At 41.7% G+C, this 13,046-nt stretch carries 9 protein-coding genes, 2 tRNA genes, 2 rRNA genes and 2 pseudogenes (1 of these 15 running past the window's edge); all 15 read left to right on the top strand.

Annotated features, from left to right (window positions below; translation table 11 throughout):
* A pseudogene (locus tag ABKJ27_RS08685) lies at window positions 1-181 on the top strand (hypothetical protein).
* Entirely contained in the window at window positions 168-1,517 is a 1,350-nt protein-coding gene (locus ABKJ27_RS08680; RefSeq protein WP_000018239.1) for a glucose-6-phosphate isomerase, read from the top strand. The pseudogene ABKJ27_RS08685 and the gene ABKJ27_RS08680 overlap by 14 nt, the downstream one beginning before the upstream one ends.
* A gap of 183 nt (window positions 1,518-1,700) precedes the next feature.
* A complete protein-coding gene (locus ABKJ27_RS08675) occupies window positions 1,701-2,501 on the top strand; it encodes an SDR family oxidoreductase (protein WP_038804195.1) in 801 nt (266 codons plus the stop codon).
* A gap of 62 nt (window positions 2,502-2,563) precedes the next feature.
* Window positions 2,564-4,390 (top strand): BglG family transcription antiterminator, encoded by a 1,827-nt coding sequence (locus ABKJ27_RS08670; RefSeq protein ID WP_080639548.1) that lies wholly within the window; start codon window positions 2,564-2,566, stop codon window positions 4,388-4,390.
* On the top strand, window positions 4,390-4,887 hold the full coding sequence (locus ABKJ27_RS08665; RefSeq protein WP_033585448.1) for a transcriptional regulator GutM: 498 nt from the start codon (window positions 4,390-4,392) through the stop codon (window positions 4,885-4,887). Before ABKJ27_RS08670 ends, ABKJ27_RS08665 begins: the two co-directional genes overlap by 1 nt.
* Window positions 4,884-5,429, top strand: a complete 546-nt coding sequence (gene srlA / locus ABKJ27_RS08660) for a PTS glucitol/sorbitol transporter subunit IIC (RefSeq protein WP_001015684.1) — start codon at window positions 4,884-4,886, stop codon at window positions 5,427-5,429. The genes ABKJ27_RS08665 and srlA overlap by 4 nt, the downstream gene beginning before the upstream one ends.
* A gap of 13 nt (window positions 5,430-5,442) precedes the next feature.
* Window positions 5,443-6,423, top strand: coding sequence for a PTS glucitol/sorbitol transporter subunit IIB (gene srlE, locus ABKJ27_RS08655; protein WP_038804194.1), 981 nt, complete (start codon window positions 5,443-5,445; stop codon window positions 6,421-6,423).
* A gap of 98 nt (window positions 6,424-6,521) precedes the next feature.
* Window positions 6,522-6,893: a PTS glucitol/sorbitol transporter subunit IIA gene (locus ABKJ27_RS08650; RefSeq protein ID WP_410011691.1), complete on the top strand. Its 372-nt coding sequence runs from the start codon at window positions 6,522-6,524 to the stop codon at window positions 6,891-6,893.
* Between the two features lie 196 nt (window positions 6,894-7,089).
* Window positions 7,090-7,566: pseudogene (gene pgi / locus ABKJ27_RS08645) on the top strand (glucose-6-phosphate isomerase); the annotation flags it as partial.
* 130 nt (window positions 7,567-7,696) lie between these two features.
* A complete protein-coding gene (gene gltX, locus ABKJ27_RS08640) occupies window positions 7,697-9,157 on the top strand; it encodes a glutamate--tRNA ligase (RefSeq protein ID WP_410011690.1) in 1,461 nt (486 codons plus the stop codon).
* Window positions 9,158-9,170: 13 nt separating this feature from the next.
* Window positions 9,171-9,605 carry a cytidine deaminase family protein gene (locus ABKJ27_RS08635; protein WP_049494715.1) on the top strand — a complete coding sequence of 145 codons (435 nt, stop codon included), beginning with the start codon at window positions 9,171-9,173 and terminating at the stop codon, window positions 9,603-9,605.
* A 111-nt stretch (window positions 9,606-9,716) separates the two neighbouring features.
* Window positions 9,717-9,788: transfer RNA gene (locus tag ABKJ27_RS08630), tRNA-Glu, on the top strand.
* A gap of 244 nt (window positions 9,789-10,032) precedes the next feature.
* A 16S ribosomal RNA gene (locus ABKJ27_RS08625) occupies window positions 10,033-11,578 on the top strand.
* A gap of 51 nt (window positions 11,579-11,629) precedes the next feature.
* Window positions 11,630-11,702, top strand: a tRNA-Ala gene (locus ABKJ27_RS08620).
* 124 nt (window positions 11,703-11,826) lie between these two features.
* Window positions 11,827-13,046 (top strand): 23S ribosomal RNA (locus ABKJ27_RS08615); it runs 1,682 nt beyond the window's last position.
* Together the 16S and 23S rRNA genes with 2 tRNA genes alongside form the textbook arrangement of a ribosomal RNA operon.

The following is a 13,046-nucleotide window of genomic DNA, read 5'->3' as shown; positions in this document are numbered from 1 at the left end:
CTGGGACATCTGGTCGTTCTTTATTTTATTTTTTCAAAATTTTTGGAATGTGGGATTTTTACGCAAACGTTTGAATTCTGATAAAAAATGGAGAAATTCGACAAAAAAACTTGAAAAAAACGAAGGTAAGCGTTATGATAGAAGAGAAGAAATTTTGGAGGAATATTATGTCACATATTAAATTTGATTATTCAAAAGTATTAGATAAATTTGTTGCACCACATGAACTAGATTATATGCAGCCTCAAGTGACTGCAGCAGATTCTGCTCTGAGAAATGGTACAGGTCCTGGGGCAGAAATGACTGGCTGGTTGAACTTACCTGAAGAATATGACAAAGATGAATTTGCTCGTATTCAAAAGGCTGCTGCTAAAATCCAATCTGATAGTGAGGTATTGATCGTAATCGGTATTGGTGGTTCCTATTTAGGAGCTCGTGCAGCTATTGATTTCTTGAATAATTCATTTGTAAACTTGCAAAGAAAGGAAGAACGCAAGGCACCTCAGATCCTCTATGCTGGAAACTCTATCTCTTCAAGCTATTTGGCTGATTTGGTAGACTATGTATCAGACAAAGATTTCTCAGTAAACGTGATTTCTAAATCAGGTACAACAACTGAACCGGCTATTGCTTTCCGTGTCTTCAAAGAACTCTTGGTTAAGAAGTACGGTCAAGAAGAAGCTAACCAACGTATCTACGCAACTACAGACCGCGCTAAAGGTGCAGTTAAAGTTGAAGCAGATGCTAATGGCTGGGATACTTTTGTAGTGCCTGATAGTGTAGGTGGTCGTTTTACAGTATTGACAGCAGTGGGGCTCTTGCCAATCGCAGCTGCAGGAGCTGATATCAGCAAGTTAATGGAAGGAGCAAATGCTGCTCGCAAGGCTTATGCTTCTGATAAGTTGGCTGAAAATGAAGCATATCAATATGCAGTTGTACGCAATATCTTGTACCGTAAAGGTTATCTGACAGAAGTTCTAGCTAACTATGAACCATCTCTGCAATACTTCTCTGAGTGGTGGAAGCAACTGGCTGGTGAGTCAGAAGGGAAAGACCAAAAAGGGATTTATCCAACTTCAGCTAACTTCTCAACAGACTTGCACTCTCTGGGACAATTTATCCAGGAAGGTACCCGTATCCTCTTTGAAACAGTTATCCGTGTAGATAAACCTCGCAAAAATGTGCTGATTCCTGAATTGGCAGAAGACTTGGACGGTCTTGGCTACTTGCAAGGAAAAGATGTTGACTTTGTCAATAAAAAAGCTACAGATGGAGTGCTGTTAGCACACACTGATGGTGGAGTTCCAAATATGTTTGTGACACTGCCTGAGCAAGATGAGTTCACTTTGGGCTACACTATTTACTTCTTTGAGTTGGCTATTGCTCTTTCTGGCTACCTGAATGGTATCAATCCATTTGACCAGCCTGGAGTTGAAGCTTATAAGAAAAACATGTTTGCTCTTCTTGGGAAACCAGGCTTTGAAGAGCTGGGTGCTGAGTTGAATGCACGCCTTTGATTCTCATATGCTTTGAGTTCATTTAGAATATAAAAAGATCCACAAGTTCATTTCTTGTGGATTTTTAGTACAAGCCTCTTAATTAGTTTATTATTTTTTTTAAAAGTGTAAAAAAGAGTGTCTTAATTCTTTTATGAAAGCGCTGTATAATTGCCTTGTAAATAAAATTTGAGAGGTATCAAAATGAATGATTGGTTAAACATAAAAGGCAAAACAGTTCTTGTGACTGGCGCGTCATCTGGGATCGGTAAGGCAATCGTTGAAGAATTGCTGGAATTAGGAGTCAATGTAGCGAATTTTGATCTTAGCGACAACGATTTGCGTCACCCGAATCTATTATTTGTAAAAGTTGATGTAACTTCTCGCTCTGAAGTAGAAGAGGGTGTTGCCAAAATAGTTGAAAGATTTGGCAATATTGATGCGGTAGTCAATAATGCAGGGATTAATGTTCCCAGATTATTAATTGATGCAGAAAATCCTAAAGGTCCTTACGAGTTAGACGATGAAACGTTTGAAAAAGTAACAATGATTAATCAAAAAGGTTTGTATTTGGTTAGTCAGGCAGTAGGACGTATTTTAGTGAAAAATGGAAAAGGTGTAATTGTGAACATGGCTTCAGAAGCAGGCTTGGAAGGTTCTGAAGGACAAAGTGCCTATGCTGCCACAAAAGCAGCAGTCTATAGTTACACTCGTTCATGGGCAAAAGAGCTGGGTAAGCATGGTGTACGTGTGGTTGGAATTGCTCCAGGAATTATGGAAGCTACGGGACTTCGAACTCTTTCTTATGAGGAAGCTCTTGCTTATACCCGTGGAAAGACGGTAGAAGATATTCGAGCTGGTTATGCTTCAACTTCAACAACTCCTTTGGGACGAAGTGGTAAACTACGGGAAGTAGCTGACCTTGTAGCATTCTATATTTCAGACCGTTCTAGCTATATAACTGGAGTCACTACAAATATTGCCGGAGGGAAAACTCGCGGTTAAAAAAATGAAGGTGAGGAAGAGAGTTGACCATAGTAAATCGATGGTATAATATTTTAGAAAAAATGGTCTCACAGCCAACTTATTCCTTGGTAGATATGCGCTCAGAGCTGGATATTAGTATGCAAACCTTGCAAAAGAGTATCCAACAATTAAATGATGTTTTGGCTCCGAGTATCCAGATTATCTCACAAGATGATCAGTTAATGTTAGAGGTGTATGACTATACTGAGTTGGAAAGGATTTTATCTGGTAGTTTAAAACGGGAGAGTGACTTCAATTCTTCCAGTAAAAGAATTGCCTATTTACTAAAACGTTTAATTGAGTCAACCTCCCCTCTTCTTATTGACGACTTGGCTGAGGAAGCAGGTGTTAGTAGAAGTACCCTTAATAAGGATTTAAAACAAGTAAAATCTTTGGCAGAGAGTTACTCTATCACTATTTCAGGAAAGCCCAACCGTGGGCTGGAGGTCTTGGGGTCCGAGCTGAATTTGCGCTTGCTCTATATTCACCAAGTGGCCCCTTACTTTGAAGGAAAGACACTCACCGAGGCAACATCTTCTTTTCTGGAGACGCTACTCCAGGAGTATAAAATCCCGAAAGAAACAAAGGAACTCCTTCGAAAGACCATTTCAATTATGGTGGAGCGTATTCATGCATCTAGGGTGTTGAGTTGCCCTATTCCTTACTATAGGAATGATTTAACAGAGACACCTTTGGTTGAAAAATTAATCTATCATATTGAGATGACTTATAAGATTTCCCTCAGTCAGTTTGAGATAGACTTTTTGTGTTTTCCGTTTAATATCCGTTTTATTGACACTTTAAGCAAGCCGTCTTATCAATCTGAACAGCTTGCAAACATTTTTCAAGGGATTGTCAAGAAAGTCAAAGAAACAATGTTGGTTAACTTTGATGATGAAGAATTATTTGAAGAAATCAAGTCTCATCTAGGCTCCTTAATCAATCGACTGATTTTCCATGTGCAAGCTAATGATATATTCCATGGCGAGGTTCAAACTCAATATCCTTTTGCTTTTGAAATGGCGAAAATTGCTGGAGAAGAACTATCTGCAATTTTTGGTTCTGAATTGGAATTATCTGAAATCGGATATCTGGCTTTGTATTTTGAAATGATTTTAAGAAAGCAAAACTCTGTTGTAAATGGTTCTCGCAAGCAGATAGCTGTAGTTTGCACAACAGGAAGAGGAACTGCTGCGATGATTATTCAGCAACTCAGACGAATTCTTGGAAATGATGTAGACATTACTCAGTATTCTGAAGAGGATTTTAATCTGGATTTGAATCAGGACTATTTCGCGATTTTTACGACAGTTCCTCTAAAATATAAAGATTCTAAATCTCCAGTCATTCAAGTTAATCATCTTTTTGATGATCAATGGCTGCAGGAAGAATGGCAGAGGGCCAATGCTTTTCATCAAAAAAATCTAGAAACAGTCAGCTTACGTTTTCTTCGTTTGACTCCCCAAAAAACCTATCAGCAATACTTGCTAAATATGGTTGCAGAGTTAGAGAAACTTCAGATGATTGATGAAGGTTTTAGAAATCGGATAATTGATAGGGATAAAAAACAATCAACCATTTTTGGTGGAGGAATTGCCTTCCCCCATACAATTAACCAGGGTTATGCAAAGACTATTTTAATGTTTGGAAAGCTAGAAGAGCCTTATCAAAAAGGAGATGATTGGATTGAATTTATCTTTCTAGTCGCCATTCCCTCAGAAATTGAAAGCAAAATGGAGAGTGAATTGCTGGAATTGTATGACGACATTTTTCGAATTGCAGGAGAGCCTTCTCTAAAAGAAGCATTGAGGGCTGTAGAAACAGAGACAGAGTTTCTATCATTTTCTAAGAGCAAAGGAGTATTTTAATGAATTCGCTAATAATTTTCGCTGTATTTGTCATGGCAGCTTATATATTTCAAATGTTCCTCGGCTGGCAGCAACTCAAAGACTTCAATAAGACCTATACGATGCTCCGAAAACTGGGGCGCGTAGCGATTGGCAGGAAGTCCGGAAGAATCAAATCCGGTACGATTGTCATGTTCGCGGTTGATGAAAACGGTCGGGTTCTTAAAGCTAGCAAAATGCAAGGAGTCACAATCTTAGCACGTTTTCAAAATATGGACGATTATGTTGGAGAAGACATCCATTATTTTGACAAGTATAATCCTCTTGTGAGAAAAGAAAATAAGTTGATGCAATCAGCCATAGAAGATGCTAGAAAAGTCTATCTTTGGAATGAGGCAGGTATTGAGAAAGAGACAAGTTCATCTGATTCTTTTCTGGGATTCGGCTTTTATGCGAATTACTTACAATTATCTATTAAACAGTTATTTAAAAAAAATAAGAAAGGGAGTTCCTTATGAATCACATTACAAATTTTGCAGAGAGTTTTATGAAACTCTTCCAATTAGGTGGAGAAACCTTTATTAGCTGGATGACAAATATTGTACCGCTTGTCTTGATGCTATTGATTGCAATGAATACCCTTATCGCTTTCTTGGGAGAAGAGAAGGTCAATTCCCTGGCTAAGATTTCTGCCAAAAATCCTGTTAGCCGGTATATGATTTTACCTTTCATTTCTGCCTTTATGCTGGGGAATCCGATGGCAATCAGTATGGGACGTTTCTTACCAGAATATTATAAACCTAGTTTTGTAGCAGCTCAGATGCAGTTCTGCCACACTTCAAATGGTGTATTTCCGCATATCAATCCTGGGGAATTGTTTGTATGGATGGGAATTGCAACAGGAATTCAAACTTTAGGTTTAAGTCAAATGGACTTAGCCATTCGTTACATGCTTGTTGGGCTTGTCATGAACTTTGTAGGCGGTTGGGTGACCGATTTTACAACTGCTTATGTAGCAAAACAGCAAGGTGTTACCTTGAGTAAAACATTTGATTTATAGAAAGAGTGAAATTATGTCATATAAGAGTATAAAAGTTGTTAAAGGAAATGGCGGTTTCGGAGGACCTTTGGTCATTACACCTAGTGAAGCTAAGCATAAATTCATCTATATCACTGGCGGAGGAGAAAAGCCAGATATTGTAGATAAAATTGCTGATTTGACCGGTATGGAAGCTGTTAATGGGTTTAAAACTTCTATCCCAGATGAGGAAATTGCTTTAGCAATCGTGGATTGTGGCGGTACTCTTCGCTGTGGTATTTATCCTAAAAAGGGGATCCCTACAATAAATATTGTCGCTACAGGGAAAAGTGGGCCTCTAGCTCAATATATAACCGAGGAAATCTATGTGTCAGCAGTTGGCCTTAATCAAATTTCTGCTGCTAATGAAGACGAAAAAGCGACAACTGTGGTAACAGAAAAGCCAACTTACGATACTAGTAAAAAAATTACAGAGCAAAAAGCTGAAACAAGTATTGTAGCAAGAATTGGGATGGGCGCTGGGAAGGTCGTTGCGACTTTCAACCAGGCTGCTCGTGAAGCCATCCAAACAATGCTCAACACGATCATTCCTTTCATGGCCTTTGTTTCCTTGCTGATTGGGGTTATTCAAGGTTCAGGTGTTGGAAATTGGCTGGCAAAATTAATGGTTCCCCTAGCTGGGAACATCTGGGGACTCATTTTGATTGGCTTTATCTGTTCCTTGCCATTCCTATCTCCTTTGTTAGGCCCCGGAGCTGTTATCAGTCAGATTATTGGAACCTTAATTGGAGTTGAAATCGGCAAAGGGACTATTCCGCCCCAAATGGCTCTGCCAGCTATATTTGCTATCAACACTCAAAACGGTTGTGATTTCATTCCTGTAGCACTCGGTCTATCTGAAGCCAAGGCTGAAACAGTTGAGGTTGGTGTCCCTTCTGTGCTTTATTCACGCTTTCTCAATGGTGTTCCGCGGGTGCTAGTAGCTTGGATAGCTAGTATTGGCCTTTATCAGTAAACTTTTGATAGATGCACGTAAACATAGCAACTATTATGTTAAACTTATCTATAAGCATAAGTTTATGACAGATTTGAGAAAGGATGAATAGGAATTAGATGAAGAAAATTTTTGAAGCTAAAGTAATTCAAGTGGGGCCTGAAGCTCAGAATATGATTCAAGATGCCAATATGCTCATTTTGTTTGGAGAAGAAGCTCCGGAAGACTTAGCAGAGTATTGTTTTAAAATCGATAACAAAAATCTTCTAGGTGCAATACTAGAAGGTGGCAAGCTGGTGGTAGATAATCAGGAATATTCGATTAGTTCCGTAGGAAATGTAGTAGAAAAAAATTTAACTGGACTGGGACATATCACGATTTCTTTTGATGGTTCAAAAGAGGGGAGCCTTCCTGGTACACTCCATGTTGTAGCAGATCAAGCGGTAGTAATTGATAAAGATTCTACCATTCAGATTTTTGAAACTGCTTAACCATAATAAAATTTCAAATCAAGCAATTTAGAAAAATAAAAGTCTAAAAAATTGATTCAGAGCCTGGACAAAAAGTCCAGGCTTCTGGGTCTAAATTAGAAAAAATAGATGACGCAGTGGTTGATTGGCAAGTCAATCAAACTAGCCAGTCAGTGCAAGGGAATTTCCAGCAAATGCATCCACAAGGGGTGCTTGAACAGAAGGGAAAGACCAAAAAGGTATCTACCCAACTTCAGCCAACTTCTCAACTGACTTGCACTCACTTGGACAATTTATCCAAGAAGGAACTCGTATCATGTTTGAAACAGTTGTCCGTGTTGACAAACCACGTAAGAACGTGATTATTCCTACTTTGGAAGAAGATCTTGATGGACTTGGCTACCTCCAAGGAAAAGATGTTGACTTTGTAAACAAAAAAGCGACTGACGGTGTTCTTCTTGCCCACACAGATGGTGACGTACCAAACATGTATGTTACTCTTCCTGAGCAAGATGCCTTCACTCTTGGTTATACAATCTACTTCTTCGAATTGGCTATCGCCCTTTCAGGTTACTTGAATGCCATCAACCCATTTGACCAACCAGGTGTTGAAGCTTACAAACGTAACATGTTTGCCCTTCTTGGAAAACCAGGATTTGAAGAATTGAGCAAAGAACTTAACGCACGTCTATAATAATGGAAGAAAAGAGTGGTTTATCCACTCTTTTTACTCTCTTTATCCATAGAAATTGGACTCAGCCAAGACTTGTGATATAATATAGAGAGCAAAAAGGCAGACGCCTAGAGACTTTATAGGAGAAACTATGTCAAAAGATATCCGCGTACGTTACGCACCAAGTCCAACAGGACTACTACACATCGGAAATGCCCGTACAGCATTGTTTAACTACCTTTACGCACGTCATCATGGTGGAACTTTTATTATCCGTATCGAAGATACTGACCGTAAGCGCCACGTCGAAGATGGAGAACGTTCACAGCTTGAAAACCTTCGTTGGTTGGGTATGGATTGGGATGAAAGTCCAGAAACTCATGAAAACTACCGCCAGTCTGAGCGTTTGGAACTCTATCAAAAATATATCGACCAACTCTTAGCTGAAGGAAAAGCCTACAAATCTTACGTTACAGAAGAAGAGTTGGCAACTGAACGCGAACGCCAAGAAGCAGCTGGTGAAACACCTCGCTACATTAACGAATACCTTGGTATGAGTGAAGAAGAAAAAGCAGCTTACATCGCAGAACGTGAAGCAGCTGGTATCATTCCAACAGTTCGTTTGGCGGTCAATGAGTCAGGTATCTACAAGTGGCATGATATGGTTAAAGGTGATATCGAATTTGAAGGTGGCAATATTGGTGGTGACTGGGTTATCCAAAAGAAAGACGGTTACCCAACTTACAACTTTGCCGTTGTCATCGATGACCATGATATGCAAATCTCTCATGTAATCCGTGGAGATGACCACATTGCTAATACACCAAAACAGCTTATGGTCTATGAAGCACTTGGTTGGGAAGCTCCAGAGTTCGGTCATATGACCTTGATTATCAACTCTGAAACTGGGAAAAAATTGTCTAAACGTGACACCAACACCCTTCAGTTTATCGAAGACTACCGTAAAAAAGGTTATTTACCAGAAGCAGTCTTTAACTTTATTGCTCTTCTTGGTTGGAACCCAGGTGGCGAAGATGAAATCTTCTCTCGTGAAGAACTCATTAAACTTTTCGATGAAAACCGCCTGAGCAAGTCTCCAGCAGCCTTTGACCAGAAAAAACTCGACTGGATGAGCAATGATTATATCAAGAATGCAGACCTAGAAACTATCTTTGAGATGGCAAAACCATTCTTAGAGGAAGCGGACCGTTTAACTGACAAGGCTGAAAAACTAGTTGAGCTCTATAAACCACAAATGAAATCAGTAGATGAAATTATTCCATTGACAGATCTTTTCTTCTCGGATTTCCCAGAATTGACAGAAGCAGAGCGTGAAGTTATGGCGGGAGACACAGTTCCAACAGTTCTTGAAGCCTTTAAAGCAAAACTCGAAGCAATGTCAGATGATGAATTTGTAACAGAAAATATTTTCCCACAAATCAAAGCAGTCCAAAAAGAAACAGGTATTAAAGGAAAAAATCTTTTCATGCCTATTCGTATCGCAGTTTCAGGTGAAATGCACGGACCAGAATTGCCAGATACGATTTTCTTGCTTGGACGTGAAAAATCAATTCAGCATATCGAAAATATGCTAAAAGAAATCTCTAAATAAGAAGGATGCAACAATGGACATCTGGGAAAAGATGTATGAAGAAGCACAGAAACTATACAATCCACATGAAGTATCAGACTTTGTTTATGCCAATCATGTTGTAGCTGCAGTAGAAGCAGAAGATGGACAAATATTTACAGGATTCTGTATGGAGGGGACCTGTGGTGTGTTCCATCTCTGCGCAGAGCGGGCAGCACTCTTCAATATGTACCAATTTTCAGGACAAACTAAGGTTAAAAAAGTCTTAGCCTTTCGAGACAAACCACCTTATGGTGGAAGTTCGGGTATGCCTTGTGGCGCTTGCAGAGAATTCCTCTTAGAGTTGAACGCTGAAAATAAAGATGCAGAATTCATGATGGACTATAATATAAGAAAAAAAGCTAAAGTCGCAGAACTAATCCCGTATTGGTGGGGAGAAGAACGTGCTTCTAAGTTTAATAATCAATAGAAGAGTCAGTAAAATTCTGGCTCTTTTTACTCAACTTGAAAAAAGATAAAAAAAGTAGTTGACAAAGTTTAAAAAGTGGGTATAATAGTAAGAGTTGAAAATAACAACTCAGGTCCGTTGGTCAAGGGGTTAAGACACCGCCTTTTCACGGCGGTAACACGGGTTCGAATCCCGTACGGACTATGGTATGTTGCAGATGAAACACTTGATGAAAAAAGTTTTAAAAAAAGTTTCAAAAAAGTGTTGACAAGCGAAAGCGACTGTGATATACTAATATAGTTGTCACTTGAGAGAAGCGAGTGACAAAGACCTTTGAAAACTGAACAAGACGAACCAATGTGCAGGGCACTACAACAATTGTTGTAGTACTGAACAATGAAAAAAACAATAAATCTGTCAGTGACAGAAATGAGTGAGAACTCAAACTTTTAATGAGAGTTTGATCCTGGCTCAGGACGAACGCTGGCGGCGTGCCTAATACATGCAAGTAGAACGCTGAAGGAGGAGCTTGCTTCTCTGGATGAGTTGCGAACGGGTGAGTAACGCGTAGGTAACCTGCCTGGTAGTGGGGGATAACTATTGGAAACGATAGCTAATACCGCATAATAGTAGATGTTGCATGACATTTGCTTAAAAGGTGCAATTGCATCACTACCAGATGGACCTGCGTTGTATTAGCTAGTTGGTGGGGTAACGGCTCACCAAGGCGACGATACATAGCCGACCTGAGAGGGTGATCGGCCACACTGGGACTGAGACACGGCCCAGACTCCTACGGGAGGCAGCAGTAGGGAATCTTCGGCAATGGACGGAAGTCTGACCGAGCAACGCCGCGTGAGTGAAGAAGGTTTTCGGATCGTAAAGCTCTGTTGTAAGAGAAGAACGAGTGTGAGAGTGGAAAGTTCACACTGTGACGGTATCTTACCAGAAAGGGACGGCTAACTACGTGCCAGCAGCCGCGGTAATACGTAGGTCCCGAGCGTTGTCCGGATTTATTGGGCGTAAAGCGAGCGCAGGCGGTTAGATAAGTCTGAAGTTAAAGGCTGTGGCTTAACCATAGTACGCTTTGGAAACTGTTTAACTTGAGTGCAAGAGGGGAGAGTGGAATTCCATGTGTAGCGGTGAAATGCGTAGATATATGGAGGAACACCGGTGGCGAAAGCGGCTCTCTGGCTTGTAACTGACGCTGAGGCTCGAAAGCGTGGGGAGCAAACAGGATTAGATACCCTGGTAGTCCACGCCGTAAACGATGAGTGCTAGGTGTTAGACCCTTTCCGGGGTTTAGTGCCGCAGCTAACGCATTAAGCACTCCGCCTGGGGAGTACGACCGCAAGGTTGAAACTCAAAGGAATTGACGGGGGCCCGCACAAGCGGTGGAGCATGTGGTTTAATTCGAAGCAACGCGAAGAACCTTACCAGGTCTTGACATCCCTCTGACCGCTCTAGAGATAGAGTTTTCCTTCGGGACAGAGGTGACAGGTGGTGCATGGTTGTCGTCAGCTCGTGTCGTGAGATGTTGGGTTAAGTCCCGCAACGAGCGCAACCCCTATTGTTAGTTGCCATCATTCAGTTGGGCACTCTAGCGAGACTGCCGGTAATAAACCGGAGGAAGGTGGGGATGACGTCAAATCATCATGCCCCTTATGACCTGGGCTACACACGTGCTACAATGGCTGGTACAACGAGTCGCAAGCCGGTGACGGCAAGCTAATCTCTTAAAGCCAGTCTCAGTTCGGATTGTAGGCTGCAACTCGCCTACATGAAGTCGGAATCGCTAGTAATCGCGGATCAGCACGCCGCGGTGAATACGTTCCCGGGCCTTGTACACACCGCCCGTCACACCACGAGAGTTTGTAACACCCGAAGTCGGTGAGGTAACCGTAAGGAGCCAGCCGCCTAAGGTGGGATAGATGATTGGGGTGAAGTCGTAACAAGGTAGCCGTATCGGAAGGTGCGGCTGGATCACCTCCTTTCTAAGGATAAGGAACTGCGCATTGGTCTTGTTTAGTCTTGAGAGGTCTTGTGGGGCCTTAGCTCAGCTGGGAGAGCGCCTGCTTTGCACGCAGGAGGTCAGCGGTTCGATCCCGCTAGGCTCCATTGGTGAGAGATCACCAAGTAATGCACATTGAAAATTGAATATCTATATCAAATAGTAACAAGAAAATAAACCGAAAACGCTGTAGTATTAATAAGAGTTTATGACTGAAAGGTCAGAAAATAAGGTTAAGTTAATAAGGGCGCACGGTGGATGCCTTGGCACTAGGAGCCGAAGAAGGACGTGACAAACGACGATATGCCTTGGGTAGCTGTAAGTAAGCGATGATCCAGGGATTTCCGAATGGGGGAACCCAACAGGTACTACCTGTTACCCGCATCTGTTAAGGATGTGAGGAGGAAGACGCAGTGAACTGAAACATCTAAGTAGCTGCAGGAAGAGAAAGCAAAAGCGATTGCCTTAGTAGCGGCGAGCGAAACGGCAGAAGGGCAAACCGAAGAGTTTACTCTTCGGGGTTGTAGGACTGCAATGTGGACTCAAAGATTATAGAAGAATGATTTGGGAAGATCAGCCAAAGAGAGTAATAGCCTCGTATTTAAAATAGTCTTTGTACCTAGCAGTATCCTGAGTACGGCGGGACACGTGAAATCCCGTCGGAATCTGGGAGGACCATCTCCCAACCCTAAATACTTCCTAGTGACCGATAGTGAACCAGTACCGTGAGGGAAAGGTGAAAAGCACCCCGGGAGGGGAGTGAAATAGAACCTGAAACCGTGTGCCTACAACAAGTTCGAGCCCGTTAATGGGTGAGAGCGTGCCTTTTGTAGAATGAACCGGCGAGTTACGTTATGATGCGAGGTTAAGTTGAAGAGACGGAGCCGTAGGGAAACCGAGTCTGAATAGGGCGAATTAGTATCATGACGTAGACCCGAAACCATGTGACCTACCCATGAGCAGGTTGAAGGTGCGGTAAGACGCACTGGAGGACCGAACCAGGGCACGTTGAAAAGTGCTTGGATGACTTGTGGGTAGCGGAGAAATTCCAAACGAACTTGGAGATAGCTGGTTCTCTCCGAAATAGCTTTAGGGCTAGCGTCGACATTAGAGATTCTTGGAGGTAGAGCACTGTTTGGGTGAGGGGTCCATCCCGGATTACCAATCTCAGATAAACTCCGAATGCCAATGAATTATGGTCGGCAGTCAGACTGCGAGTGCTAAGATCCGTAGTCGAAAGGGAAACAGCCCAGACCACCAGCTAAGGTCCCAAAATAATTGTTAAGTGGAAAAGGATGTGGGGTTGCACAGACAACTAGGATGTTAGCTTAGAAGCAGCTATTCATTCAAAGAGTGCGTAATAGCTCACTAGTCGAGTGACCCTGCGCCGAAAATGTACCGGGGCTAAAACAATTTACCGAAGCTGTGGATACCTTTATAGGTATGGTAGG

It is taken from the genome of Streptococcus sp. KHUD_011 (assembly GCF_046352925.1).
Classification (GTDB): Bacteria; Bacillota; Bacilli; order Lactobacillales; family Streptococcaceae; genus Streptococcus.
This window is presented reverse-complemented; position numbering and strand designations above follow the sequence as displayed.